Source organism: Chthoniobacter flavus Ellin428 (genome assembly GCF_000173075.1).
Lineage (GTDB): Bacteria > Verrucomicrobiota > Verrucomicrobiia > Chthoniobacterales > Chthoniobacteraceae > Chthoniobacter > Chthoniobacter flavus.
In genome coordinates, this window is the sequence record NZ_ABVL01000009.1 from 41,365 (window position 1) to 67,835 (window position 26,471).

The window sequence follows — 26,471 nt, forward strand, 5'->3', positions numbered from 1 at the left end:
CCTTCGATTTAGGAATTTTTCCTAGGCCACCTCGGCAAATCGTCCCGCAAAAGGATGGACTTCCCCCCAATTGGGCACCCATGCGATCGCAACTAGGATGGTCGTGATATGACCGCTGCCATCTCAAACTTTGTTCCATTCACATTCGACAATCTTCGGCGTACCGGGATTTCCCTACTAACCGCAATCCTCTTCTCCACGGTCCTCGTCACCGCGGCGGAAACGGAAAGCTTCCCGACCAAAAACTCTGCGGTAAAGATCGTCGACCCCGAAGTCGTCGGTGAGGAACGCGCCGTCATCACCCAAGCGCCCAACGTTCCTCCGCCCATCCAGCGCAAGCATCCAACCAAAGTCATCGTCGAACTCGAAGTCCGTGAGGTCGTCAAGAAGCTCGCCGATGGTGTCGATTATCTCTTCTGGACCTTCGGCGGCGACGTCCCCGGCAGTTTCATCCGTATTCGGGAGGGTGATCTCGTGGAATTCCACCTGAGCAACCATCCCGACAATAAGATGCCGCATAATATCGACCTGCATGCGGTCACCGGGCCGGGCGGCGGGGCGACCTCCTCTTTCACCGCGCCGGGGCACACCTCGCAGTTTTCCTTCAAAGCGCTCAATCCAGGCCTCTACATCTACCATTGCGCGACAGCCCCTGTCCCCATGCACGTGGGCAACGGGATGTATGGGCTGATCCTGGTAGAACCGAAGGAAGGTCTGCCTCCCGTCGACCACGAGTATTACGTCATGCAGGGCGAATTCTACACCCAAGGGAAATTCGGCGAAGAAGGTCTGCAAGCCTTCGACCAGGAAAAGGCCCTCGATGAACGCCCTAGCTATGTCGTCTTCAATGGCGCCGTCGGTTCGCTCGTCGGCGACAACGCGCTCAAGGCCAAAGTGGGCGAGCGCGTCCGCCTCTTCGTCGGCAACGGCGGCCCGAATCTGACCTCCTCATTTCACGTCATCGGCGAAATCTTCGATAACGTTTACCAGGAAGGAGGCACGACGGCGACCCAACACAATGTCCAGACGACGATGATTCCTGCCGGCGGCTCCGCTATCGTGGAATTCAAGGTCGACGTGCCCGGCACGTTCATCCTCGTCGATCATTCGCTGTACCGCGCTTTCAACAAGGGGGCGCTCGGCATGCTCAAAGTCGATGGGCCGGAAAATCTGATCGTCTATTCCGGCAAGGAGGTGGACGCCATTTACCTCGGCAAACAAGCACCCGAGAACATCGCGGCCGGCAAATCGGTCGCGGAGTTGCAGGCCAAGGTGGCCATGGCAATCAAGGCCGATCCAAAGATCTCCGGCCTGAACAAGGAAATCCAAATGGAAAAGGGCAAACGAGTTTTCCTGCAAACGTGTTTTGCCTGTCACCAGCCGACGGGACTCGGTCTGCCCGGCGTGTTCCCCCCGCTCGCCAAGTCGGACTACCTGATGGCGGACAAGGCGCGGAGCATCATGGGCGTGATCAAAGGCAACACCGGTCCCCTGAAGGTAAATGGCGCCGATTACAACGGGGTGATGCCACCCGTCATGCTCACCGACGAGCAAATCGCCAATGTGCTCACCTACGTGCGCAACAGCTTCGGCAACGAAGGCGACGCCGTGACCGTCGAAGAGGTCAGCAAAGTGCGGGCGGAAGCCGCGCACCAATGATCCTATGCGTGCATCCTGGAAAAAGATCCTGACCGCGTTGCTCGGGCTGATGGCTGCCTGGCCCGGCTTTGACTCGCGCGTCCGCGCCGAAATGCCGCCGGACATGGTCGTGGTTCCTACCGGAAATTACCGTCCGCTCTTTCGAGGCGAAAAGGATCCGAAAGAAATTCCGGTCCCCTCTTTCGCGCTCGACGCCCGCCCTGTCACCAACGCCGACTTCCTCGCGTTCGTGACCGCCAACCCGCGTTGGCAGCGTTCGCAGGTGAAGCGCCTCTTTGCCGACGAAGCATATCTCCAACAGTGGACCAGCGACCGCGACTTCGGTCCCCCGGAAAATGCCCACCGGCCCGTGGTGTTCGTCTCCTGGTTTGCCGCCAAAGCTTATGCCACATGGAAAGGCCGGCGCCTGCCGACCACGACGGAATGGGAACTCGCCGCCAGCGCGGGATTTTCCTCGTCGGACGGAGCGAACGAACCCGCATTTCTTCAAGCAGTCGCTCGCTGGTATTCCAGCCCCACGCCCGCCGAGCTGCCACCCGTCGCAGCCAGCCGCGCCAATTTCTACGGCGTTTACGATCTGCACGGACTCATCTGGGAATGGACCAGTGATTTCAATTCCAGCTTCGTCACGGGCGATGCCCGTGGCGACACCGGCCTGGATCGCCAATTCTTCTGCGGTGCCGGCTCGCTTGGGGCCAGTGATCGCGCCAACTACCCGGCCTTCATGCGCTTCGGTTTCCGGAGCAGCCTCAATGCCTCCTACACCCTGCACAATCTCGGCTTCCGCTGCGCCAAAGATCTATGAACATCCATACTCGCCTCGCACTCCTCACCGGCACGATGTGGCTTTTTGGGCCGTGCGCCTTCGCCGAGGACGCCAAGCCGCCGTGCTGCCGCGAACTTTCGGCCAGCACGCCGTTCACGGATCGCTCCATCTATCAGCTCGAAAGCGACTGGACCTCGGATATCGGCCGCGAGATTCGGCTCGGTGTGTTCCGGGGTCACTTGCAGGTGGTCGCGATGTTTTTTACGACCTGCGAATCTTCCTGCCCGATCATCGTCGATGACATGAAGCACATGGAAAAAGCACTTCCGGAAAAGCTGCGGGGCAACGTCGATTTCCTGCTCGTCAGCTTCGATTCCGAACGCGACACGCCCGAGGTGCTGCATGCCTATCGCGAAAAGATGCACCTCTCCACGGAACACTGGACGCTGCTGCGCGGCGCGCCCGATGAGGTGCGCGAACTCGCGGCCATCCTGGGCGTCAATTTTCAAAAGGACGCCCGGGGTCAGTTCATGCATTCCAATCTCATCACCGTCCTCAATACCGAAGGTGAAGTCGTCCACCAGCAGGCCGGCATCCGCAGCGAATTGCAGCCGATCATCGCGGCCCTGGAGCACGCCACCCAAGGGAAGCCATGAAAGCGCGAACCCTGGAATTACATTTATGAATAATGCCCCCACCCTTGAAAATGACAGCTTCGATATCGAAGATAGCGATGACATCATTGGCGTAGCCAAAGGACTGGTCGACGGACGTCATTTCGGCGTGCTCAGTACCATCAATCAAGACGGGAAACCGGAGGTGCGCTGGATGTCCACCCTCTCCTTCGATGACTTTCCTCGCTTTTACACGCTGACGCATCCTCACAGCCGCAAAGTAGAACAAATCAAGCATCATCCCTCAGTGAATTGGATGTTCTCCAATCACAATCTCAGCTTGATCCTGAACCTGATCGGCAGAGCGCGTGTGCTGACCGACACGCCGACTCTCAAGCGCGTCTGGCAGAAGATCGAAGACAAGTCGCACGCGTATTTTCTCAAGCAGTACGCCAAAGCCCCCGGGTTCGTCGTCATCGAAACCACCGTGGAAGTGATCGAATGCACATCCCCCTGCAACGCGCTGCACTTCACCGTATCTCCGGAACTCCTCGCACACGCCCATCCATCTCCACCGAACGCCTAGCCGTCCGAAGCTCCTCTCAATACACACCGCGAGCGGTCGCACGGTGTCTCGCTCCAGGCTCCGATCGGTTCGGGGACGAGCCCGAACCACCGGCGTCGCAAACGGGACGGTCCTCAGCTCTTTGGAATTGGATTTTCCGCCCAGCGAATGGCCTGGTGCACCAACTCGGCCGAACTGGTCAGCCCGAGCTTGTCTTTGATATGACCGCGATGGACAGCCACCGTCTTGTGGCTGAGATGCAATTGGCCCCGATCTCTTTGGTCGATTTGCCCTGCCCGATGAGTTGAAACACGTCGAATTCGCGGTCGGTCAATGTTTGCACGGGCGAGTTCGAACCGCGCGCCGGCGGCGCCGAGAATGACTTCAGGATTTTCGATGCCATGGAGGCACTAACAAAAACCTCTCCCGCCAGAACCTGGCGAATGGCCTCGAGCATCTTCTCGCTACCCGCTTCTTTCATCAGATATCCACGCGCCCCCGCCCGCAAGGATCGCTCCGCGTAAAAGTTCTCGTCATGCATGGAATAGACGAAAACAGCGACCTCCGGATACATCGTCGTAATGTCCTTGATCAGCTCGAGACCGCTACGCTTGGGCAGCGTAATATCGGTAATGACCAGGTCGGGTTTGCATCGGGCAATCTCACTGATGGCTTCTTCGGCACTTTTGGCGCCGCCACAACAGGTCAACCCGGGCTCGCTGTCGATCAAGCGTCCCATGCCGTCGCGCATCATCGGATGGTCATCGACCAGAAAGACGCGCTTTTTCGGCGCTTCTTTGGGCGGGAGCGGTTTCGCGGATGGAACAGTCCGCTTTTTAGGTTTGGAAGCAGCGGTTTTTTTCACGAGGGCTTTCGCAGGGAGCAAATCACTTTTACACCCTTTCCGGGAGCGGAATGAATCTGCAATTGGGCGCCGATGACCCGCGCCCGATGCTGCATCACCTGCATCCCCATTCCCGGTTTGGCGGACTTGCCCCGTGGCAAGCCGCGTCCGCAGTCTTCGACAGCGAGATGGATGTCTGGACCTTCATTCAAAAGACGCAGCGTGATGCGCTTCGGGGCGGCATGCTTGAGAGAATTGGCGATCGCCTCCTGGGCTATTCGGTAGAGATTCCCCACGATCGTCTCATCCTTGATTTTTACCGGCTGCGGACATTCGAACTCACAGGGCGTTCCCGCCGTTTTTGCCATCTCCGCCAGCTCCTGCAGCGCTTGCATCAATCCCTCGCCATCTCCCGCCACGGGGGAAAGGCCATGCGCCAACTCACGCGTTTGCGTCACCGCACGCCGCATGTACTTGGTAATTTCCCAAGCGGTTTTCGCCTGTTTCGGCGCGACGACTTTCAGTTCGCGAGCCAGCGTGTGCGTCATCAACTCCAACGCCGTGAGCTGCTGGCCGAGACCGTCATGCAACTCCCGGCCGAATTGACGCCGTTCGTCGAAAGCAATTTCCAGGACCTTGCGCTCCAATCGGCGCTGTTCGGAGACATCATGGACGAAAGCAAATATCTCTCCCTGATCGTCTCTCATCGAAACCTCGACCTCGATCGGGGCTCCGTCGCGCCGCTGCAATTGGGTAAAGCACTTGCAAGTCCCGCCTACTTCCAACGTGGCCACGTGCTCTTTTACCTCCCGAGGGAAAGCCACCGCTTCCGAATCGAAAATGGATCTGCCCAGCATCTCGTTCATGCTGTAACCGAGTGTCTCGGACAGCGCCTCATTGATTTCCAACAAGCGGCCGTTCCGTTCGAAACGTAAAAAACCGTCGAGCGCAGTTTGAATGACATGCTGCAGACGCTCGTCACGCAAACGAATCGTTTCATTTGCTTCGCTCAATTTTCTTTCGCGTTCCACCACCGCAAGCGCCCGGCGCACGATGCTGGGCAGAAGTTCGAGCATGCCCGCATCTTTCATCACGTAATCGAGCGCTCCCTCCTTCATCGCATTCACCGCCGTTCGTTCATCGCCATGTCCAGTGACGATGATGAACGGACATTCGCGACCCTCTTTGCGCAGCTGCTCGATGAGGGAAAGGGCCGGCAGGTCGGTCAACTTGAGATCGAGAACCAACAAGTCGGCCCGCTCGCGCGCCAACCATCGATGCGCCTCTTCTCCCGAGTCAAATGACTCCACTTCGTAGCCCTCCCGTCGCAGGCCGTCCGCCATGAGGTAGAGAAGCCCTTCTTCGTCATCCGCAATCAACAGCCGCGCAGTTTTTTTCGGAGGAACATCGGTCATCGGGACTCTTCAGGATTGAGGCGTGAATCGCGGCAATTGCAAAAGCGAGAGGAACAACCCGAGTTTGCCGATCGCCGCCGCGAAGTTTTCGTACGATACCGGCTTTTGCATGTACACGTTGCATCCCAAGTCGTGGCACCGCTCAACCTCGCGCGGGTCTTCGGTCGTGGTCAGAATGATGACCGGCAGCTTGCGCAACTTCGGATCCGCCTTGATCTGGCGGAGCACAGTAACTCCGTCGACTTTGGGCATCCGAATATCCAGCAACAACAAATACGGCTGATCCGGCTCAAATGACGGTTCCTGGGTGCGGCTAAAAAGGAAGTCCAGGATTTCCTGTCCGTCGCTAAATCGCAGGAAGGGCGCATTCACGCCGGAGCGGCGCAGATTGTCCTCGATGAGGAAGGCATGGCCATCGTCGTCGTCCGTGATGAGAATGGTGGGAATATCGCTCATAACAGCATGGCTATAACGCTCCGTTTACGTGGAAGCAATCGCGGGCAGCGTTACAAAAAAACGAGTCCCCTCTCCTGGCCGCGATTCCAACCAGATACGGCCTTGCTGCCGCTCCAAGGCACGCTGGGCGATTGAAAGCCCCAGACCTTCTCCCTGAGTTTTCTTGGGATCCAGTCGATGGAACAGCTCGAAAACTTGCGGTTGATGCTCGGTTGCGATGCCGATTCCATTGTCCTCCAGACAATAGATAGCCTGGTCACCCTCCACACGGCCGGTAATCGAGATGACACAAGGACGCTCCTTGGCGCGATACTTGAGGGAGTTATCGATTAAATTGGAAAATACCTGCCCGATGAGCGTGGGGTCTCCCTTGCAGTCGGGAAGATGGTCGATCCTGACGCTCGCTCCTGCCTCCTCCGTTTGGAATTTCTGCGCCTGAGCGGCTCCATGGACGAGCTTGTTCATGGGCACAGATTGAATCTGTAGCGACACCCGCCCCAGCCGCGAGAACCGCAAAAAGCCGGTCAGGAGCATGTCCATCTTTGTGACGCCGGCTTCGATAAATGGAGTGCCCTGGGGATCTCGACGTCGAACAGGCGTTTCATCTCGGTGTCTTCGAAGGATTTGAGCCGCTCGTTCAATTGTTCACATGCCCGCACCAAGGCATTCCCAAAACCCTGCACATTCAGCAGCGGAGAACGCAGGTCATGCGAGACGACGTAGACGACGGTCTCGAGTTCTTTGTTTTTGGCAGCCAGCTCCGCGGCCAAAAATTTCAGCCGCAATTCGTCCTCTTTGCGTTGGGTGATATCCGTTCGAATGGCGATGTACTGATACGGCCGATTTTTGGCATCCAGGAATGGATAGATCGTGGTATCCACCCAATAGTAGGATCCATCCTTCGCGCGATTCTTGATTTCTCCCTTCCACACCTTGCCGCTGGCAATGGTCCTCCAGAGGTCGGTAAAGAACGATTTGGGATGGTAACCCGAGTTGATGATCCGGTGATCCTGCCCCAGCAGATTCTCCCGCGAGTATTTGGAGATCTCGCAGAACTTGTCGTTGACATAGGTGATTCTTCCCGCGGCATCGGTAATCGCCACGATGGAATGCGCGTCCAGGGCCGCTTTGATATCGATGAGTTCGCGCGCAACTTCCCCGTTATCGACCACCGGTTTGTGAGGCTTCGAGGATATGGAATTCATGGGCGATCGACTGTCGGAATATGGCACTGACCGAACATTGTGGTCGAACGAATATGTCATCACGCCGCCATGGCCAACGGGAGGTGCGTGCGATATGTCGTCGGCGACTCACCGTTTAGCTTCTTAAACACCCGGTTGAAATGAGTGAGCGATTGAAATCCCACTTCGTAGGCCACCTCGCTGACCCGCATGTGCGGCTTGAGAAGCTGCTCTTTCGCTTTCTCCACACGCACGCGCCCTAAATATTCGGTAAAACTCAGGCCGGTCGCCTTCTTGAACTGCTTGCAGAAGTAGAAGGTGCTCATGTGCGCGGCCTGTGCGACTGCGGCCAGCGAAAGATCTTCGCCGTGATGTTCATCGATAAACTGGCGGGCCCGCGCGATGTTCGGCGGCTCGGCATTTTCGCTCCGGAAGACGACCTGGTTGGCCATCATCGAAAGGTGTTGAGCGAAAATCTGGAGCAGTTTCAGCACCGCTTCATACCGTTTGGGAGAGAAAACCCGCGAATGAAAATAGGCTTCGCGCAATTTCTCGGAATCGACCTTTGCCCCCAGTTTTTCCAGTTGCCTCACCACCTTCATATAGCTCTGCGCGGTGGGCGGCTGCGGAAGCACTTCGCCGGTGCGCAAATATCCAATGAGCTGGTCACCGGCTTTCAAGGGCACCGCTGTCTCACAAAGCCCGGCAAAGCAGGTCACCGTTTTCGCTTCATTTTGAGCCGTCGTCGAAAGCTCGTGCTGGGTTTGCAAGCACGCTGCGCACGCCTTGTTCTGTTTGGCGAGCAAGGCGCAAAAGGGATTTTCATGGCGCCGCCCGCGATGACTGAGATGCCAGTCGTCAATGGGGCTGAGCTGCAGCGGCAGGCCGGTGGCTTCGTTGAAAGCACGTTCGTAGTCTTTGTAGATTTCCGAGCGGCTGAGGCGGTCCAGAACGGTGTGATTGGCAGCGGTGATATTCACGGTATGGGAAATAGGTTGGGAGTTCGGCTGGTGACGATTCCGATCCTAAGCGCTTTGTGCTTTGGCCCCAATTAGCCACAGGTCCATCCGTGACCGGGCATCTTCTCCCATGAGAACTAGGAAAAAGTCCTAGGTCCCTCTAAAGCGAAACTTATGCAAGAGAGGGGCAATCTTGCGCAATGCCGGTTAAGCAGCGGGTCCGCGAGTTGGGACATGATGCCCTTATCAATGAGACGCAAGACCACCGCTCGCAAATCCATGGCCCCGGCCAAATGCTCCGATTGCTCCCGCTGCTGCTGCGAGAAGACGCGCGCTATCGAGACCGCCTCCTGGCGGACTGACTCTCTTCCATCTCCCGCAGCCCGCACCAACCCGCCGACACCGGCGAAGCTATGAACGTTCTCCTCCTCATGGTCTTTATCGGCGTCGTGCTGGTTCTTTTCTTCGTCGCCCTGTTTCTCCGGGACGTGACGGACCCACGTGGGTCGAGTGAACGCGATGCACTCCTCCCTCTCAGCGGCGAGGAGCCACGCACGTTTGAAAAGGGACACCGGAAATCGGCTCAGCGCCCGCGCCATTCTTATGACCAATAACCCTACAAAGACCGTCATCGAGTTTGATGATCGCACCGTACGCCATTTCATGGTGGCCTCCATTTTTTGGGCCATCGTCGCCATGTTAGTCGGTGTGGTCATCGCCACCCAGCTCGCGTTTTGGCAGGTCAATTTAAACAGCCCTTATCTCACCTTCGGCCGCCTGCGTCCATTGCACACGAATGCCGCCATCTTCGCTTTCGTGGGCAATATGATGTTCGCGGGCATTTACTACTCGCTGCAACGCCTGGTGAAGGCACGGCTGGCTTCGGATTTTCTTTCCAAGCTGCACTTCTGGGGTTGGCAGGCCATAATCGTGGCGGCGGCGATCACCCTGCCGCTCGGTCTGACGCGCGGCAAGGAATACGCGGAGCTGATCTGGCCCATCAATATCGCCGTCGCTCTCATCTGGGTCGTCTTCGCGATCAACTTCTTCTGGACCATCGCGCGCCGCAACGAGCCGTCACTCTACGTCGCCATCTGGTTCTACATCGCCACTATCATCACCGTGGCGATGCTCTATATCGTCAATCACCTTTCGCTTCCGACCAGCTTCACCCATAGCTATCCGGTTTTTGGCGGTGTGCAGGACGCCCTGGTGGAGTGGTGGTACGGACATAACGCCGTCGCCTTCTTCCTGACCACTCCCATCCTCGGCATCATGTATTACTACTTGCCGAAGGCCGCGGGGCGTCCGGTCTATAGCTACCGGCTGTCCATCGTCCATTTCTGGTCGCTGGTGTTTGTCTACATCTGGGCGGGACCGCACCACCTGCTCAACACCGCGCTGCCTTCCTGGCTGCAATCGCTGGGCATGATCTTTTCACTCATGCTCTGGGCGCCAAGCTGGGGAGGCATGCTCAACGGCCTGCTCACCCTCCGCGGAGCCTGGCACCAGCTACGCACCGACCCGGTCCTGAAATTCTTCGCCGCCGGCGTGACCTTTTACGGCATGGCGACCTTTGAAGGTCCCCTGCTGGCCATCAAGTCGGTCAACGCACTCTCACACTATAGCGACTGGACGATCGGCCACGTGCATAGCGGCACCCTCGGATGGAACGGTTTCATGGCCGCGGGCATGTTCTACTGGCTGGCGCCGCGCCTTTGGAATCGCAAACTCTACTCGCCCTCGCTGGCCAACATGCACTTCTGGCTCGGCCTCGTGGGCATCCTTCTCTACGTCGCCGCGATGTGGGTCTCGGGGATTACTCAAGGCTTGATGCTCAGCGCCACTCGCGAGTCCGGCACCGTTCTCGCCTATCCGAACTTCCTCGATGCCGTCACCTCGACCAAATCGCTCATGCACATCCGCGCCCTCGGCGGTGCCATGTATCTCTCGGGTTTCATCATGCTCGCTTGGAACATCTTCAAGACAGCGCATGGCGCGGAGCCCGTCAACGGCACCATCGAGGTCTTCGTCGAACCCGCGCATCCCGCCAGGCCGATGGGCCTGAAGCGCGGCTTCATCAATGCCCCGGTGGTTTACTCGATGCTCTATGTCCTGTTCGCCGTCGGCTGGGCAGCGACAAGCGGAATCTATTCCGCCTTCTCCTTCGTCGGCATATTCTCGATCAGTCTCGCCCTTCTCATCCACAAGGATGTGAGCAAGGCGACCTGGAACCAATGGTATGAACAGTTACTCGAGAATTCGTTGCCATTCACGGCCTTGACTACCTTGGCCGTGGTCATCGGCGGCATCGTCCAGATCGTCCCCACCATCATCGTCAACAAGGCGGAGTGCATCGAGGGGGTTCGGCAGATACCCTACACGCCATTGGAACTCGCCGGCCGGGACATCTATGTGCGCGAGGGCTGTTACAACTGCCATTCGCAAATGATCCGTACACTGGTGGGTGACGTGCTGCGTTACGGTGCCTACTCCAAGCTCGGCGAATCGATCTATGATTACCCGTTCCAGTGGGGATCCAAACGCACCGGCCCGGATCTGGCACGCGAAGGTGGAAAATATCCCAGCATCTGGCACTTCCATCACATGCGCGATCCGCGGCAAATCAGCCCGGGCTCGATCATGCCGAACTATCCCTGGCTTTACACGCAGAAGACGGAGGTCGATCTGCTGCCGCACAAGATCGAAGTCCAGCGCCGGCTGGGCGTTCCTTTCGCCGAGCAGACGCCGGAGGAACTCACCCAGTGCGTCACGATCCAGGAACAGACCATCGCCGCGGACTTAAAAGCCGCCGGCGCGGAGATCCCGCCAGACCGCGAGATCGTCGCCCTGATCTCCTATCTCCAGAAGCTCGGCAAATCCGAGAAGGTCAACTCGACATCTGCCCAAGCGCCCACCGCCTCCAAATAACACCTACCTATGTTTCATCGCATCCTCGTCGAAGACTGGCAGCGCGCATTAACCATCCTGAGTTTCGGCATTTTCGCTGCCGTATTTCTTCTCACCCTCGCTCGCGCGCTGCGTCTGGGACGCGATCGCGTCCGTCACCTCGAAGCGCTCCCGTTGGAAAAGGATTCTCATGAATAACCCGTCCGAAGAGAAAGAGCTGATCCGTCCCCATTCTTACGACGGTATCCAGGAATACGATAAGCGACTGCCCAACTGGTGGTTGATGACCCTCTGGGGGGCGATCGCTTTTGCCATCGGCTACTGGCTCTACTATCAAGAGTTTCACTTTGGGCATGAACCCGGGCTCGCGGTGGAGATCCAAATGACGGAAAATCGGGAGAGAGCCTCGGCGAAATCCAGCGTGCTGACGAACGATTCCCTCTGGACGCTCAGCCGGGACCAAAAAACCGTAGACGCTGGCAAGGCGACGTTTCTGGCGAACTGCGCTTCCTGTCACCTGCCGACCTTGACCGGGCAAATCGGACCGAGCCTGGTGGACGAATACTGGCTCCACGGTGGCACTCCACTCGAAGTCGCCAACACCATCGAAAAGGGCGAGATCGAAAAAGGCATGCCGACTTGGGGGCCGGTGTTGGGCCAACAAAAAATCACGGAAGTGGTCGCCTTCATCTTCAGCCATCACCAACGGGGAGAACCGATCAAGCAGGCTCCGCCCTGGATTCCTGGCCAGGTCATGCAGACACCCGTCGCCGGCAACTAACCCATGATCCCGACTACGCCCAGTCTCGAATCTGTTACGACCATTCGTGAGGATGGCTCGCGGCGATTCATTCATCCTGCGACCGCACAAGGGCGGTTCACCACTTGGCGCACCCTGTTTGGCGTGGCCGCGCTCCTGGTCTATGTCGCGCTCCCATGGATTCCCATCAACGGAAATCCCGCGGTGTTTCTCGACCTGGCCCAGCGCCAGTTCCACTTCTTCGGCCTCACGCTCGTGATGCAGGATCTGTGGGTGGCATTTTTCCTCATCAGCGGCCTCGGCTTTTCGCTCTTTTACCTCACCGCGCTCCTGGGCCGGGTGTGGTGCGGGTGGGCCTGCCCACAAACCCTTTTTCTCGACACGGTGCGCCGCATCGAACGCTGGGTGGAGGGAAGCGTGCCGGCCCGCGAGCGACTGGATCGGTTGCCATGGACTTTTGAAAAAACCATCCGCCGCGGTCTCACCCAGGCGCTCTTCGCCCTTTTCGCGCTCGTGATCGCCCACGTCTTCCTCTCCTACTTCGTCTCGCTGCCGCGGCTATATGTCATGATGCGGCATGCGCCGGGGGAAAACTGGGGTAGCTTCCTCTTCGTCTTCCTCGTCGCTGGCGCGCTGTGGTTCGACTTCGCCTGGTTTCGCGAGCAATTTTGCATCGTCATTTGTCCTTACGGGCGTCTGCAGTCGGCCCTCATCGACAACGACTCGCTGGTCATCGGCTACGACACCAAGCGCGGGGAACCGCGAGGCAAGAAAGGGGCAACCGGCGCAGGAGATTGCGTGGATTGCCGCCGCTGTGTGAGCGTCTGCCCCACGGGCATCGACATCCGCCAGGGCTTGCAAATGGAATGTATCGGATGCGCGGCTTGCATCGATGCTTGCGATGAAATCATGACCCGGCTGGATCGCCCCCGTGGTTTGATTCGCTACGATTCGCAAAACGGCTTTACCGGAAAGTCGCGGCACATCCTCCGGCCCCGCCTCATTCTCTACACAGCGCTGCTGCTCCTCGGCGCCGCTGCGATGACCGCGGCCATTTCCACTTTACGGCCGGTCACTGTCAGCGTCGTTCGGATGACAGGGATGCCCTACGTCGTGGAAGGCGACGAGGTCCGCAACCAGTTCCTCGTCCGCGTGCTCAACAAGCGCAATACCGTGCAGCACTTCTCCATGAGCGTCGCGGGCAATGTGAAATCTCTCCGCGCCACCGGTGGCGAAACGGCCGTCGAGGTCGGACCGCTCGGCGAAGAAACGCGCACGCTGGTGCTGGTGACCTCGCGCTCCGAACTGCACGGCTCTTTTCCTGTAACCGTTCGCATCCGTTCCCTCGAACACGAAACCCAAATTGAAAAGACGGTGTCGTTTGTCGGCCCCGACTTCCTGACCACGCCATGAAAGAAGCCATCCTCAATCGTCCCTGGTTGTTCATCCTCGCCGGCTACCTCTTCGCCATGTCTGCCTGGGCAGTCATGGTCACCATTGCGATTCGCCATCAAGACACGGCGGTGCCAATAGCCGTTCCCGCCAAGCACCCGTAGACGATGATTCCCGTCGACTTTGCCACTCCTCTGGCCGCGTTCGTTGCCGGTCTGATGACGAGTGGTCATTGTGCTCTCATGTGCGGGCCTTTGGGCTGCGCGCTGTTTGGATCGAGAGCATCCGCTCCCGGGGAAATGCGGGCCGCTACCGCTGGTTATCATTTCGCCCGGATGATTTCCTACTCTGCCGTGGGCGCTTCTCTCGGAGCGGTCGGCGGCGCAGCCGGTGGAATCTTTCACGCACCGGTCAGCCGGCTGTTACCCTGGGTCATGGCCTCGTTCTTTGTGGTGATGGCATTGGGCTGGGAACGCCATTTACCGCGGCTTCCCTTCGTCGGGCGCTGGCTCCTGCGATTGAGCCGGCGAACAGCGGCTCTGCCGGTTCGTCAGGCAGCCGTCGTTCTCGGCCTGGCTACGCCATTCCTGCCCTGCGGACCACTCTATCTCGCTTTCAGCGCCGCGCTCGTTTCCGGTTCCTGGATCGCCGGCTCCGCGCTGCTCGCTTCGTTCGCCTTGGGGACAATCCCTCTCTACCTCCTCGGGCAATTTGGAGCCATGCGATTGCAGGCCTCCCTCGCTCCCGCCGCACAGCTCTGGATGCGACGGCTTCTCGCCCTGAGTTCGGCTTTGCTGATCGGCGGTAGGGCCTCGCTGCACGACGGCTCCCTGGCCGCGCCCCTGCGTTGTTTGTTATGCCACTAGTCACCGGCAACAAACCAACACTCTCCGCCACGGCCGCCTGTCGGCACTGCGGAAGGGCGTTTCGACCGACGAAACTGCAACGAGAGTATTGCTGCGCCGGTTGCCAATTCGTTCACGATCTCATCGTCAAGAATGGCCTGGGCCAGTTTTACGACTTGCGGGACACTGAGGCGCAGCCGGTCAAATCGCTGGTCTTTCAAAAGCGTGACCTGGCCTGGCTCGAAAGCCTGGTGCAGTTGGCTGATCGCGCCGGTTCGGAGACCGCCAGCCTCGTCCTGGATCTCCAGGGCGTATCCTGTCTCGGCTGCGTCTGGTTGATTGAGCAGATCTTCAAGAACCAACCGGGCGCCATTACCGCTCGCGTCGACCCTGCCATTGGACGCCTGGAATTGAGTTGGAAGACAGGCGCCTGCGACATCCCCGGGTATGCCCGCCGGCTGCAGTCTTTCGGTTATTTGGCAGGACCTCCGGGGCAAACTGGAAAACAGATGGATCACGCGCTCAGGATCCGTCTCGGGATCTGCGGAGCGCTCGCCTTGAATGCCATGCTTTTCACGCTCCCGAGCTATCTTGGCATGGAGAGCAGCTTCCAACTGGCAGCACTTTTCGCGCGCTTTTCGATGGCCATCGGCACGCTCAGCCTGGTCATCGGAGGAAGCTATTTCTTTCACCGCACCTGGCACAGTTTGCGGCAGCGCATTCTGCATATCGACCTGCCGATTTCTCTCGGTTTACTCGCCGCCTACGCCTCATCGGTCTTCGCTTTCTCTCGTGGCGCGAGCAGCTTCGTCTACTTCGATTTTGTTTCGATCTTCACCTTCCTCATGCTCACCGGCCGCTGGCTGCAGTTGAAGGTCGTGGCCCGCAACCGCCACCTTCTCCTCGCAGCGCAGGATCGCTTGTCGGAGGTTTCTCGCGCCGGCTCGAAGGAAAAGCTGGCCGTGAAAGAAATCGTGGCCCGGCGTGCATTACACGCTGGCCTCGGGCCAGCCTGTTCCCGTCCGCTCCAGGCTGCTTTCTGAAGGCGCCACTTTCGGTTTGGAATGGATCAACGGAGAAAGCGAAACTCTCACGGCGCCTCGCGGACGCGTCGTCTCCTCCGGTGCGTTGAACTATTGCCATCACCCCATTGAGTTGGAGGCCTTGGAAGCATGGCCCGACTCGCTGCTTGCCCGGCTGGTCGAACTGCCCGCCCCCGGGCCCGAGCGAAACACGCAGGTCGAACGTTTCATCCGCTTTTACATGATCGTGGTCCTCGGTTTGGGAGCGATCGCCTTTGCCTGGTGGTGGCACCACAGCGGAGATCTCTTCATCGCCCTGCAGATCCTCACCTCGGTCCTCGTCGTCTCGTGTCCTTGCGCTTCCGGTGTTGCGTTGCCACTGGCGGACGATTTCGCCGCATCTTTCGTCCGGCGGCTGGGCGTATTTGTCCGCGAGGTCAGTCTCTGGTCACGATTAAAGTCGGTCCGCAATATCGTCTTCGACAAAACCGGCACGCTCACGCTCGAGACGATGGCGCTGCAACAACCGGAAAGTCTCGCCGCCTTGTCCCCCCGCGAACGCGCAGTCCTGCTCGCCATCGTGAGCAACAGCTTGCACCCGGTCAGTTCCTGCCTGCGTGAGTTACTTCTAGCGGACGGAGTGGAGCCCGCCACTTTGCGCGAGACGCAGGAGATCGTAGGACTCGGCCTCAAGTGCACGACCGAGCATGATGAGTGGCTGCTCGGCCGCAGCGGCTGGGCAGGCCCGGCGGAGGGCGATTGCATCTTCAGTCGCAATGGGCGGGTGCTGGCGGCATTCTCGTTCGAGGAGAACGTGCGCGCCGATGCCGGCCGGGAAATCGCCGTTCTGCGGGCCCAAGGCTACGATGTGTTTATCCTCAGTGGAGACCGCAGGGAAAAAGTGGCCACCATGGCGGCGCATCTTGGGCTGCCTGCCGATCATTGCCACGCGTCGATGTCACCGGAGCAGAAGGCGGAATGGGTGCGCAAGATCGACCATCGGAACACCCTCCTTATCGGCGATGGTGCCAATGATAGCCTCGCCTTCAACGTGGCGTATTGCACCGGCACGCCAGCGATCGATCGTGGTTTGCTGGAACACAAAGCCGATTTCTATTTCCTCGGAAGAGACCTGGCCGGCATCCGTCGACTCCTCGAGACCGCCGCCGCGCGCAACCTGACGGTTCGCGCCGTTCTCGCGTTTGCGTTGCTCTACAATGGGGTGGCCGTCGGGATATCCATTGCGGGAGCGATGAGTCCAGTCGTTGCCGCGGTTTTGATGCCCGTCAGCTCGCTGATCTCGCTCGGGATTGTTTCGTTTCGCCGCCGCTGCTATCGAGTTTCGAAAGGTTGAGCAAATGCCGGCGGCAGGGAAGAAAGCAGAGGCGATTCTTTCATGCCCGATCCTTTCCCGTTTTGGCCGGCGTGCCGGTAAATCGTCCGAGTCCGAGCAACCGCAGCCCATTCAGGACGACAATCACCGTGCTCCCTTCGTGGCCAATGACTCCCACAGAAAGAGTGATTCGATTGAGCACCGCCGAGACGAAGAGCAGAAGCACCACACCGAGCGAAATGACGAGATTCTGGCGAATAATGGCACGGGCCGCCCGACTCAGCGCCAGCGCCTGCGAGACATTTTCGATCTTGTCGTGCATCAGCACGACATCGGCCTGTTCAAGGGCCGCATCGGAACCGTGCGAGCCCATGCCGATCGCGACGTCGGCCGCGGTAAGCGAAGGAGCGTCGTTGATTCCATCCCCCACCATCGCCACCTTGCGACCTTCCGCTTGCCAGCGATGAATGCAATCCAGCTTGTCTGCAGGACGAAGACCGGCCCGGACATCCTGAATGTCGAGCGCCGCAGCGATGCGATTCGCCACCGCCCGTCGGTCACCGGTGAGGAGAGCCACCGCAACGCCCGTTTCTTTCAGCCGGGCGATGACCGGCTTCGATTCGGGTCGCAATTCGTCGCTCAGATCAATGACGCCAAGCGCCTTTTCGCCGGCCACCCATACTTCAACGAAGGCATGATCTTCGTTCATGACCGGAATCGCGATGCCGTGTTTCGCCAGAAGAGCGCGGCTCCCCACGAGAACGGGCGTACCCTCGCATACACCTCTCATCCCAAAACCGGCGTCATTTTGCAGATCCGATACGGCAGCCAGCGTCAATCCACGCCTTTGGGCCTCAGAAGCGATCGCTCTCGAGAGAGGGTGCGTGGAAAATTGACCGACGCTGGCCGCCAATTTCAACACCGCGGCTTCCGACGTGCCATTCAGACCTTCGATTCGTGCGACCCGCAATTTTCCCCTGGTTAGCGTGCCCGTCTTGTCGAAGGCAAACTGGTTCACCGCGGCGAGGTTTTCTACCGCAACACCGCCACGAAAGAGGATGCCCTGTCGCGCTCCCGCAGCAATCGCGACGAGAATGGCCGAAGGGATGGAAAGAACCAACGCGCACGGTGAAGCCACCACCAGCAAGGTCATCGTCCGATAAAGCGCTTCCGCCGTCGTGTGGCCGGATGCGAGCAACACGGCAAAGGCGATGGCACTGATGATCAATACCACCCAAGTGTAATAGCGGCTGAATGCATCCGTGAAGCGCTGCGCCGGAGCCTTCTGCTGCTGCGCGGTTTCGATCAAGGCGATGATCCGCTGCACGGCGCTGTTTTGCGGCGTCCTCTCCACCCGGATCACCGCCTTGCCTTCCAAATTCAAAGTGCCACCACTCACATGATCTCCCTTCCGCTTCGCCACCGGAATCGACTCCCCACTGAGCGCGGATTCATCGGCCGAAGTTTCACCTTCCATGATGAAGCCATCGACGGGAAAAAGTTCACCGGGCTTCACGAGGAGTTCGTCGGCGGACTGCACATCCTCGATGGCGGCGGCGACCCACACGTCACCAGTCCTGCGCAGCACTTGTTTGGGAGCAGCCTTGAGCAGCGAGTTGATCGTCTTTTGGGTCCGGTGGTGGGCAAATTGTTCCAGTCCCCCGCTCAACGAGAAGAGAAACAGCAGCGTCGCCCCTTCCGTCCACGCGCGCACGAAAAGAGCGCCCACCGCCACAATGAGCATCAGGAAATGCACATCGATCTTGCCCCGGCGCAGTTCGCCGAAAACTTCGCGCGAGGCGTACCAGCCACCGCACAGATAGGAGGCGGCAAATGCCACGGCTGCTCCGGTGGGCAACGTCCGCTCGAGAAAATGCCCGGCCAGCGCTGTCACCCCGCAAATGCCCGCGAGGAGCAACATCTTGCGGTAATCATCGCCACTTTCGGGCGACGAGGGCCGGTTCTGCCATCGGGGAATCTTGAAATGCCGCCATAAGACAGCCCCCTGTGGCTCGAGATGGCCGCGATGAAATTCGATCACGCCAGAACCGAGATGATGATGATGAAATACTTCGTCCGCGTTACCCTGCTCCTGGCTGTGGCACACTTCGGGCGAGTGGATCACGGCTCCCGGGTCGGGCAGTTCACGAGCCAGGCTCGCATCAATCTTCGAGATCGCCGGGGAGTCGGGAATTACCTCGGCAAACCCCACCTCGACATCGTGTTTCACCGCATCGATGCGCAACCCTTCGATTTCTGGATTGTTCCGGAGAATGCGCTCGATCGATTTGGGATGGGAATCGGGTTCCATAACACATCATAGGGTCCTCCCGCTGTGGAAATTCCTCCAACCCTCTGTTGCTCCTTATTAACCGGTCTTTGCCGCAGCTCGGCCCTACTCCGCTTTGCGTTCGACAAGATACGACGATCGCCTGGCAAACGGCGGGGAGTCGGAACCGGCTGCTGTTTGCGGCGGGACTCAGGTGCCGATGTTGGAAAGGACAAATACCGTTCCACTTTCGACAACCCGCGTGCAGCGTCCGGTCCTTCCTTTGGGTCATGGTGTCGTCGGAACAAGGACTGGGCGCAGCGGCCTGGTTTCCTTGCTTCCCTCGCCGAGGGACAGCTTCCGCTAACCCCTCGGCGGGACCATTCCTTCCAGCAAAATAAAAAGGCTCTTTGAATAATACCGACAACCACGCATCGTCGGAGTGATGGGTTGTTCCGTCGTTCCGAGGCGGCTGCTCCTCAGCTTGCGCCAACGTTTTCTCCGAAACCGACCCAGTCGAGATGAAAGCCCGCACCGCCCGGCCATCTTTATCCGCTCGTCGAATTCCGCTGAGCGAGATCTTGAATCCACAGTCCATCGCGGTGATCGGCGCGACGGAAGCGGAACATAGTGTGGGACGGGCAATCCTGGAAAATCTCAGCGCGTTTCAAGGCCGAGTTTTTGCCGTCAATCCCAAACACAAAACCGTCCTGGGCGTTCCGGCCTTCGCCTCCATCGGCGCCATTCCCGAACCAATCGACCTGGCTATCGTCGCCACTCCAGCTTCCACCGTACCGGCCATTCTTGGGGAATGTGCCGCCGCGGGGGTGAAGGGAGCCGTCATTATCTCCGCTGGTTTTAAGGAAACCGGAGCGAGCGGTGCAGAACTCGAGCGGCAGATTCTCGCCCAGCGCGGCCACATGCGCGTGCTCGGCCCCAATTGCCTTGGTGTGATGCTTCCTCACATCGGTTTGAATGCGACCTTTGCCGCGAGCATGGCTCGCGCTGGCAAGGTCGCTTTCCTTAGTCAGAGCGGCGCACTATGCACCGCCATCCTCGATTGGAGCCTGCGCGAGGAAGTCGGTTTCAGCGCCTTTGTTTCTCTGGGCTCCATGCTCGATATCGGATGGGGCGATCTGATCGAATTCTTCGGCGACGATCCCCAGACCAAAAGTATCGTTTGCTACATGGAGTCGGTTGGCGACGCGCGGACCTTTCTTTCGGCGGCGCGCGAGGTCGCATTCAGCAAACCGATCGTCGTCATTAAAGTCGGCCGCACCGAAGCCGCGGCCCGGGCGGCTGCCTCACATACGGGTTCGTTAACCGGAAGCGACGCCGTCCTCGATGCCGCTTTCCGCCGCGCCGGCGTGGTTCGCGTGGAGACGATCGAGGAATTATTCGACATCGCCGAGGTCCTGGCGAAACAACCACCTCCACGGGGTCCGCGCCTGGCGATCGTCACCAATGCCGGCGGTCCCGGCGCCTTGGCGACCGACATACTTGTCACCGCCGGCGGTCAGCTGGCGAAACTGTCACCGCAGACGCTGACGAAGCTCGATCAGTTATTGCCTCCCGCCTGGAGCCACGGGAATCCCATCGATCTCTTGGGAGCCGCCGATGCCGAAACTTACGGGCGGGCATTCGAAATCGCCCTGAGTGAAGAAAGCGTCGATGGCGTGCTAGTGATTCTGACTCCGCAAGCAATGACCGATATCGACGGCACGGCCACCCAGTTGGCCAACCTTGCCCGCGGCTCGTCCAAACCCGTCCTCGCCAGTTGGATGGGCGGTGCGTCGCTGGAGTCCGCGCGCACGGCCCTGAACGCCGCCGGAGTTCCAACTTACGATTACCCGGATGCCGCGGCGCGGACTTTCGCGCTCATGTGGCAATACAGCGATCGTCTTCGCCTGCTTTACGAACGCCCGGCCCTTCCGCCAGCCGACAGCAGCAAGGGGGAAAAGCACAGCATTGCCGAGCGTCTGATCGCCCACGCCCGAAAGGAAGGCCGCAACTTGCTCACCGAAGTCGAGTCCAAGCATCTGCTCTCGGCCTATGGCATTCCGACTGTCGAAACTTTCATCGCCCACACCGAAAACGCCGCCGTGAACCGCGCGCAACGGCTTGGTTATCCTGTCGTGGTCAAGGTTTACTCGCAGACGATCACGCACAAAACCGACGTCGGCGGCGTCCGTCTCCAGCTCGAGAATGGCGCGGCGGTGCGTCGCGCCTGGCGCGAAATCAAGGAAGCCGTTTCTGCGAAGGCCGGCGCCGATCAATTCCAAGGTGTCACTGTGCAGTCCATGATTCCGCGAGATGGCGTCGAGCTCATCTTCGGTGCCAGCGTCGATCCGCAATTTGGCCCGGTCCTGATTTTTGGCGCCGGCGGCGAATTGGTCGAAGTCCTGAAAGACCGTGCAATCGGTCTCCCGCCACTCACCACCACACTCGCGCGGCGGCTGATGGAACGAACACGGATATTTCATGCATTGAAAGGAGTCCGCGGACGTAAACCGGTAAATCTCGATGCACTGGCGGAACTGCTCGTTGCCTTCAGTCATCTCGTTGCCGAGCAACCTTGGATCGCCGAGATCGACATCAATCCCCTGCTGGCCAGCGCCGAACACCTGCTAGCCCTCGACGCTCGCGTCGTCCTTCACCCGATCAACAAGGCGGAGAGCGACCTGCCACACCTCGCGATCCGGCCATATCCCACGGATTACGTCAGCCAAATTCGGCTCCGCCAAGGCTCCCGCCTCACACTCCGGCCGATCCGCCCAGACGATGAGGAATTATTGGTCGCCTTTCACGCAACGTTATCCGAGGAGAGCGTCAGCTTTCGCTATTTCGGCCCTCTTTCGCTGGAAACACGCACTGCACACCATCGCCTCGTCCGCGTCTGCTTTTCAGATTACGACCGGGAACTGGCATTGGTCACCGTTCACGGAAAGGGAGCCGAACGCGAGATTGTAGCCGTGGGAAGATTGAATCGACTTCACGGAACAAACAGCGCGGAATTCGCCATCCTCGTCGCCGATACCTGGCAGGGGCGTGGTCTTGGGACTCAGCTTTTGGAAGCACTCGTCCGGATTGGAAAATCCGAAAAGCTGGAATTGATCGTCGGAAGCATTCTCGCCAACAACCATGCAATGCTCGATCTCAGTCGCAGGCTCGGCTTCGAATTAAAGCGTTTGCCTGGCGAGAATGTGGTCGAAGCAGAACTGCGGCTTTAAGGTATTTATATCGGTTCGGTGACCTGAACACGCAGGACCGCGAGGAGGCTGACAACGAACGGTCAAGACTGAGCAACCAGCGGGTAGCTCAGCAACGGCAGGCGGATACACATTCAGGCAAACGAAAACTCCTGAGGGTTAAGCCGCTCAGAAACCAACATCACCAATCCATCATGATCCCGATTCTTCAGACCACCTTTCTCAACATGACAAGCTCAGACGCTGTCGTTGCTCGTATCGAGAAGGAGACCGAAGCCCTCAGCAAATTTTACGATCGAATGACCCGTTGCCACGTGCAACTCGAGGCACCGGCCCAGCATCACCACCACGGCACCCCTTTTCATGTTCGTATTGAAGTCCACGTCCCCGGCAAGGAACTCGTCGTTGCGCACGCGCCAACGTGTCGCCCCACAGTCGCACAGGACGGCGACGGTCACCGGCGCAAGTCCCACGATTTCGAAGCAGCCCACAAGGATGCGTATGTCGCGATTCGGGATGGTTTTCGGGCCATGCGTCGACAGTTGCAGGATCACGTTCGACGTCTTCAAGCAGCTTGAGACGCGGGCGTCGCCCCGATAGGCCCCTGTGAATTTCGACACGGTCACCGGCTCGACGTTGAGTAAGCGGTTCACTCTCGGGGAGCATGGCGGTACAGACGAAGGGATCAATCGGCGGGGCGCACTTCGGATTTGGGTGGTTTTTCCGAGGCAGATCCGGCCTTTTTTCCCGGAGGATAAGGTTTTACTTGGGCGCGCAGAGCCCACGCTTCCCATTTCTCGGCAAGCGCCTGCGCGCGGGCGGATTCGGTCGCCGAGAGATCGTGCAATTCCGTGCGATCGGCTTTCATGTCGTAGAGTTCCCAAGCTCCATTGCGGCCTGCGCGAACGAGCTTCCAATCCCCCTCGCGAATCGCCGCATTGCCTTCGTGTTCCCAGTAGATGGCGTCACGCTCGATGGGCCGATTGTCCAGGGCCGGCACGAGGCTGCGGCCTTCCATCGGCAGGATTGGATGGCTCTTGAACTCCGTCGGATACTTCGCGCCGGCGACTTCGACACAGGTCGGCATGATATCGATGACATGCCCCATTTGTCGCCGGAAGGTGCCGGGATCTTTGATCTTCGCCGGCCAGTGGACGATGAGTGGTGTCGCCACGCCACCCTCGTGATTGAAATGTTTGTATCGGCGGAAGGGCGTGTTTTCGAGGGTCGCCCAGGACTGGCCGCAATACACCTGGGAACGCGGGCCACCGGGGTCGGCGCCTTCCAGTCGTCCTTCCGGTCCGCTCTCCGCATTGCCTCCATTGTCGCTCATGAAAAGGATGAGCGTGTTATCCATGACTCCCCGCTTCTCCAGGTCCGCCACGAGGCGTCCCACGGCGGCATCCATGTGGGCGACACAGGCCGCATAGATCGACATGATGTGATCGAAGTGATCCTGCCTTTCGGGATTCAAAGCATCCCAGGCCTTCACCGGATCCGGACGCGGCGAAAGTGCCCACCCGGGATCGAGCACGCCCATGCTGCGCTCCCGCGCGTGCCGCTGCTCGCGCAGTTGGTCCCAGCCGATTTTGTATTTGCCGCGAAAACGGGCGATGTCTTCCGGAGGCGCCTCGAGCGGAAAATGAGGAGCGTTGTAGGCCAGATAAAGAAAGAATGGTTTCTTCTCGTCGATCGCTTCGTGGATGAACTGGATTCCGTAATCCGTCCAAAGGTCCGTGGTGTACCAATTCTTCGGCAATTGCGGATCGTCGTTCGCGAGCTTGCGCCCGTTCAGATAAAGTTCCGCGCGGGTATCGGCCGGGAAATAGAAACCGCCGGCGGGAGAATTCAGGCTGCGGTCAAATCCCCGCGTCCACGGGGTGACGCCTTGTTCCTGGCCGACGTGCCACTTGCCGCTCATCGCGGTGAAATAACCGGCCGGTCCGAGCACTTCGGCCAGGGTCACACATTGATCATTGAGATGGCCCAGATAGCCGGGCAGGCCCTGACTCCCAACCATCAAACCCACACCGGCTTGATGCGAATACAATCCGGTGAGCAAAGCGGCCCGAGTCGGGCAGCAGCGTCCGGTATTGTAGAACTGGGTGAAGCGAAGTCCGGTCGCCGCGAGATGATCGAGGTTGGGCGTCGGAATCTCGCTGCCGTAACAGCCAATGTCGGAAAACCCCATATCATCGACCAGGATGACGATGATGTTCGGACGCGCGGTCTTGTCTGGCGCCGGAACGGAGGGGTTGGACCTGGACGCGGGATCCGCCGCCACAGCATGCGCGGCGACGACAAAGGAAAAGCCGGCGACGACCAGTAGCGGGAAGATTCGTGGAGAGAGTGGCATAGGGAACAGGTCCACTAACCCCGCGTTTGCGGTCGAGAGCAAAAAAATTCACTCTGCTCCTGCTCGGCCCGGGTGCGAGGTGGAGTGCTTAGCGGCTTATCAGGGTAGCGACCTACGCTGGAGCTGGCTGCGATTCACCAGTATGAAAGCGAATTTCCTTCTGTGTGGATTGGCCTGCGCACTGAGTGTGGCCTCGATCGGTTCCGCCGAGGATGTGACCAGAAACCCCGCGGCGGCTGGCAGCAAGGTCGAGGTAGGCGTTGCGCGGCGTGATGGCATCACCGTTTCCGGTGGTGAAGCGTATGTGACGCGGAACGGCGTCACCAAAAAGCTGGTGAAAGACTTGAAACTACCCTCGGGCGTTACGATTCAGACGGATGGCGACATTGTCCTCGCCACGGGTGGCCACGCTTCTCTCCAAGCGGACCAATTGCTGACCTTGGATGGCCGGATCACCGACATCCCGAAAGACCCGAATGTGAATCCCGCGCCGCCAGTCACATCGACCGCGACGGCAACCACTGCGGCGCCTGCGACGGCGAATGCCACCACCCCCGGCAATGCTTCCGCGAACACGGGTCTACCGGTCAACGGCGGATATCACGGGACGTTCATCGGGAGTGACGGGGTTCCTTTCGTCGGGACCATTACGGCTCCCGGGGTCATCACCAAAGAGAACGGCACGACCATTCCCATTGATGGCTCGATCCAGGCACTCAACCCGGGCGCATCCAAGGTTCCGACTGAAAAACAATTGAATCCCAACGGGATCGTGGCGACACCCGCCGGTACGCTCATTTTCCCGGATGGATCGGTGCGCACCAAGGACGGCACGATTATTTTGCCCGAACATAAGCAGGGCACGACCGTGCTTCAATCGCCACCCCCGGGAACGGGCGCACAGAAAGGCACGTTCAATCCGCAGTTTGCCAATCCGAATCAAACCGGAGGCACGGCGCTGACTGGACCTCGGGTGAATGTCCCGCACAAGGGCAGCGACGCTCCGGAGAACGGAACCAACGGCCCGGCACCCGTGAATAATCATGGGGATCTTCCCGCGGGCCCGGTGGGGCGCTAGGGATTGTTGTTAGGGATTTTCGCTCGACGCGCGGTGCAGTTGGCTGCGCGTGGATGTTCCCGCTCGATACGTGACGATCCTCGCTTGAACTAACATCGGGGGCAACGCGACACCCCCTAGGGGTTTTGCCGATACCAGCGCGGGGTTGCCGCCCGATTTTTTGCGAGAGCGGAAAAAGCTAGCCTGACAACGACGCGTCACTGGCCGGGGAGCCGGGGCGCTCCATCCCAATATGAAAACACCCTCTCTCGATATCGATGCTGCCAGTGGAGATTATGTCCTAATGAGAAACCTGGTCGAGCATCGTCCCGAGGCTCTGGCCAAGCTGCACTCGCGCTATCACACCGTCCTCCGCAACGTGGTGCTCCAGATTCTGCACGACGACTCCGACGCGGAGGATGTGGTGCAGGATGTATTCACCCAGCTTTGGATCAAACCGGAAACTTACTGCGCGGAGAAGGGCAAGCCATTGGGCTGGCTGCTCACTTTGTCGCGTCGGCGGGCGATTGATTGCCTGCGCCGCCGTCACACTTATCGGCGGCTGACGGAGCGATTTGAATGCGCCCACCGGAGCCCACACAAGCAGGCGCAACTGGAATTGGCAGTCGACCGCGATGCCTGCCACGCCGATCTCCGGCACTATTTGCAAAAGCTCATGTGCCACTTACCGCCGGCACAAAAGGAAGTCGTGGAGAAAGGCTTCTTCGGCAGCATGAGCCAGCGTCAAATCGCGGCGGCGATGAATCTGCCCTTGGGCACGGTCAAGACGCGTATGGAATTGGGCTTGCGCAAGCTGGCGGCGGCGATGACACCCTTCCGGACGCAGATCGAGTAA

General features: G+C 59.2%; 26 protein-coding genes. 17 read left to right on the plus strand and 9 right to left on the minus strand.

What is annotated here, in order from left to right; all coding sequences use genetic code 11:
• The first annotated feature begins 108 nt into the window (after window positions 1-108).
• Genes nirK through CFE428DRAFT_RS15700 form a run of 4 tightly spaced genes read left to right on the plus strand, consistent with a single transcriptional unit; the run spans window position 109 to window position 3,625 of the window.
• Window positions 109-1,659 carry a copper-containing nitrite reductase gene (nirK, locus tag CFE428DRAFT_RS15685; protein ID WP_006980565.1) on the plus strand — a complete coding sequence of 517 codons (1,551 nt, stop codon included), beginning with the start codon at window positions 109-111 and terminating at the stop codon, window positions 1,657-1,659.
• 4 nt (window positions 1,660-1,663) lie between these two features.
• Complete coding sequence (locus CFE428DRAFT_RS15690) at window positions 1,664-2,464, plus strand: formylglycine-generating enzyme family protein (RefSeq protein WP_006980566.1); 801 nt, start codon at window positions 1,664-1,666, stop codon at window positions 2,462-2,464.
• Entirely contained in the window at window positions 2,461-3,081 is a 621-nt protein-coding gene (locus CFE428DRAFT_RS15695; protein WP_006980567.1) for an SCO family protein, read from the plus strand. The genes CFE428DRAFT_RS15690 and CFE428DRAFT_RS15695 overlap by 4 nt, the downstream gene beginning before the upstream one ends.
• Window positions 3,082-3,106: 25 nt before the next feature.
• On the plus strand, window positions 3,107-3,625 hold the full coding sequence (locus CFE428DRAFT_RS15700; protein WP_006980568.1) for a pyridoxamine 5'-phosphate oxidase family protein: 519 nt from the start codon (window positions 3,107-3,109) through the stop codon (window positions 3,623-3,625).
• Between the two features lie 113 nt (window positions 3,626-3,738).
• Here CFE428DRAFT_RS15700 and CFE428DRAFT_RS41140 read toward each other — a convergent pair whose 3' ends face one another.
• The 7 genes from CFE428DRAFT_RS41140 to CFE428DRAFT_RS15730 are packed head-to-tail and all read right to left on the minus strand — an operon-like array spanning window position 3,739 to window position 8,483.
• On the minus strand, window positions 3,739-3,846 hold the full coding sequence (locus CFE428DRAFT_RS41140) for a hypothetical protein (RefSeq protein ID WP_202797441.1): 108 nt from the start codon (window positions 3,844-3,846) through the stop codon (window positions 3,739-3,741).
• Window positions 3,804-4,469 (minus strand): response regulator transcription factor, encoded by a 666-nt coding sequence (locus CFE428DRAFT_RS15705; RefSeq protein WP_202797442.1) that lies wholly within the window; start codon window positions 4,467-4,469, stop codon window positions 3,804-3,806. Before CFE428DRAFT_RS15705 ends, CFE428DRAFT_RS41140 begins: the two co-directional genes overlap by 43 nt.
• A complete protein-coding gene (locus CFE428DRAFT_RS15710) occupies window positions 4,466-5,863 on the minus strand; it encodes a hybrid sensor histidine kinase/response regulator (RefSeq protein WP_006980570.1) in 1,398 nt (465 codons plus the stop codon). Before CFE428DRAFT_RS15710 ends, CFE428DRAFT_RS15705 begins: the two co-directional genes overlap by 4 nt.
• Window positions 5,864-5,872: 9 nt before the next feature.
• Window positions 5,873-6,319, minus strand: a complete 447-nt coding sequence (locus CFE428DRAFT_RS15715; protein ID WP_006980571.1) for a response regulator — start codon at window positions 6,317-6,319, stop codon at window positions 5,873-5,875.
• Window positions 6,320-6,343: 24 nt separating this feature from the next.
• Window positions 6,344-6,784 (minus strand): sensor histidine kinase, encoded by a 441-nt coding sequence (locus tag CFE428DRAFT_RS15720; RefSeq protein WP_162145273.1) that lies wholly within the window; start codon window positions 6,782-6,784, stop codon window positions 6,344-6,346.
• Window positions 6,785-6,843: 59 nt separating this feature from the next.
• Window positions 6,844-7,524: a PAS domain-containing protein gene (locus CFE428DRAFT_RS33785; protein WP_006980573.1), complete on the minus strand. Its 681-nt coding sequence runs from the start codon at window positions 7,522-7,524 to the stop codon at window positions 6,844-6,846.
• 59 nt (window positions 7,525-7,583) lie between these two features.
• Entirely contained in the window at window positions 7,584-8,483 is a 900-nt protein-coding gene (locus tag CFE428DRAFT_RS15730) for a helix-turn-helix domain-containing protein (RefSeq protein ID WP_006980574.1), read from the minus strand.
• A 392-nt stretch (window positions 8,484-8,875) separates the two neighbouring features.
• Between CFE428DRAFT_RS15730 and CFE428DRAFT_RS37395 the strand changes: the two genes are divergently transcribed.
• Genes CFE428DRAFT_RS37395 through CFE428DRAFT_RS15765 form a run of 9 tightly spaced genes read left to right on the plus strand, consistent with a single transcriptional unit; the run spans window position 8,876 to window position 16,745 of the window.
• Entirely contained in the window at window positions 8,876-9,076 is a 201-nt protein-coding gene (locus tag CFE428DRAFT_RS37395) for a hypothetical protein (protein ID WP_006980576.1), read from the plus strand.
• Complete coding sequence (ccoN, locus tag CFE428DRAFT_RS15740; protein WP_006980577.1) at window positions 9,066-11,393, plus strand: cytochrome-c oxidase, cbb3-type subunit I; 2,328 nt, start codon at window positions 9,066-9,068, stop codon at window positions 11,391-11,393. Before CFE428DRAFT_RS37395 ends, ccoN begins: the two co-directional genes overlap by 11 nt.
• Before the next feature lie 9 nt (window positions 11,394-11,402).
• Window positions 11,403-11,570 carry a hypothetical protein gene (locus CFE428DRAFT_RS37400; protein WP_006980578.1) on the plus strand — a complete coding sequence of 56 codons (168 nt, stop codon included), beginning with the start codon at window positions 11,403-11,405 and terminating at the stop codon, window positions 11,568-11,570.
• Window positions 11,563-12,153, plus strand: a complete 591-nt coding sequence (locus CFE428DRAFT_RS15745) for a cbb3-type cytochrome c oxidase N-terminal domain-containing protein (RefSeq protein ID WP_006980579.1) — start codon at window positions 11,563-11,565, stop codon at window positions 12,151-12,153. Before CFE428DRAFT_RS37400 ends, CFE428DRAFT_RS15745 begins: the two co-directional genes overlap by 8 nt.
• Window positions 12,154-12,156: 3 nt before the next feature.
• Window positions 12,157-13,545 carry a cytochrome c oxidase accessory protein CcoG gene (gene ccoG, locus CFE428DRAFT_RS15750; protein ID WP_006980580.1) on the plus strand — a complete coding sequence of 463 codons (1,389 nt, stop codon included), beginning with the start codon at window positions 12,157-12,159 and terminating at the stop codon, window positions 13,543-13,545.
• Entirely contained in the window at window positions 13,542-13,688 is a 147-nt protein-coding gene (locus CFE428DRAFT_RS37405) for a hypothetical protein (protein ID WP_006980581.1), read from the plus strand. The genes ccoG and CFE428DRAFT_RS37405 overlap by 4 nt, the downstream gene beginning before the upstream one ends.
• 3 nt (window positions 13,689-13,691) lie before the next feature.
• Window positions 13,692-14,390, plus strand: coding sequence for a sulfite exporter TauE/SafE family protein (locus CFE428DRAFT_RS15755; RefSeq protein ID WP_083805185.1), 699 nt, complete (start codon window positions 13,692-13,694; stop codon window positions 14,388-14,390).
• Window positions 14,381-15,412 carry a heavy metal translocating P-type ATPase metal-binding domain-containing protein gene (locus tag CFE428DRAFT_RS15760; RefSeq protein WP_006980583.1) on the plus strand — a complete coding sequence of 344 codons (1,032 nt, stop codon included), beginning with the start codon at window positions 14,381-14,383 and terminating at the stop codon, window positions 15,410-15,412. The genes CFE428DRAFT_RS15755 and CFE428DRAFT_RS15760 overlap by 10 nt, the downstream gene beginning before the upstream one ends.
• On the plus strand, window positions 15,354-16,745 hold the full coding sequence (locus CFE428DRAFT_RS15765) for an HAD-IC family P-type ATPase (protein ID WP_006980584.1): 1,392 nt from the start codon (window positions 15,354-15,356) through the stop codon (window positions 16,743-16,745). The genes CFE428DRAFT_RS15760 and CFE428DRAFT_RS15765 overlap by 59 nt, the downstream gene beginning before the upstream one ends.
• Window positions 16,746-16,785: 40 nt before the next feature.
• Here CFE428DRAFT_RS15765 and CFE428DRAFT_RS15770 read toward each other — a convergent pair whose 3' ends face one another.
• Window positions 16,786-19,035: a heavy metal translocating P-type ATPase gene (locus tag CFE428DRAFT_RS15770; protein WP_006980585.1), complete on the minus strand. Its 2,250-nt coding sequence runs from the start codon at window positions 19,033-19,035 to the stop codon at window positions 16,786-16,788.
• A 479-nt stretch (window positions 19,036-19,514) separates the two neighbouring features.
• Between CFE428DRAFT_RS15770 and CFE428DRAFT_RS15775 the strand changes: the two genes are divergently transcribed.
• Window positions 19,515-22,223 carry a bifunctional acetate--CoA ligase family protein/GNAT family N-acetyltransferase gene (locus tag CFE428DRAFT_RS15775; RefSeq protein ID WP_006980586.1) on the plus strand — a complete coding sequence of 903 codons (2,709 nt, stop codon included), beginning with the start codon at window positions 19,515-19,517 and terminating at the stop codon, window positions 22,221-22,223.
• 206 nt (window positions 22,224-22,429) lie between these two features.
• Window positions 22,430-22,780, plus strand: a complete 351-nt coding sequence (locus tag CFE428DRAFT_RS41145; protein ID WP_420196887.1) for an HPF/RaiA family ribosome-associated protein — start codon at window positions 22,430-22,432, stop codon at window positions 22,778-22,780.
• A gap of 107 nt (window positions 22,781-22,887) precedes the next feature.
• Here the strand turns inward: CFE428DRAFT_RS41145 and CFE428DRAFT_RS15785 are convergent, their stop codons facing one another.
• A complete protein-coding gene (locus CFE428DRAFT_RS15785) occupies window positions 22,888-24,558 on the minus strand; it encodes an arylsulfatase (protein ID WP_006980588.1) in 1,671 nt (556 codons plus the stop codon).
• A gap of 142 nt (window positions 24,559-24,700) precedes the next feature.
• Here CFE428DRAFT_RS15785 and CFE428DRAFT_RS15790 point away from each other — a divergent pair, with 142 nt between their 5' ends.
• Window positions 24,701-25,636, plus strand: a complete 936-nt coding sequence (locus tag CFE428DRAFT_RS15790; RefSeq protein WP_006980589.1) for a DUF6799 domain-containing protein — start codon at window positions 24,701-24,703, stop codon at window positions 25,634-25,636.
• 232 nt (window positions 25,637-25,868) lie between these two features.
• On the plus strand, window positions 25,869-26,471 hold the full coding sequence (locus CFE428DRAFT_RS15795; protein WP_006980590.1) for an RNA polymerase sigma factor: 603 nt from the start codon (window positions 25,869-25,871) through the stop codon (window positions 26,469-26,471).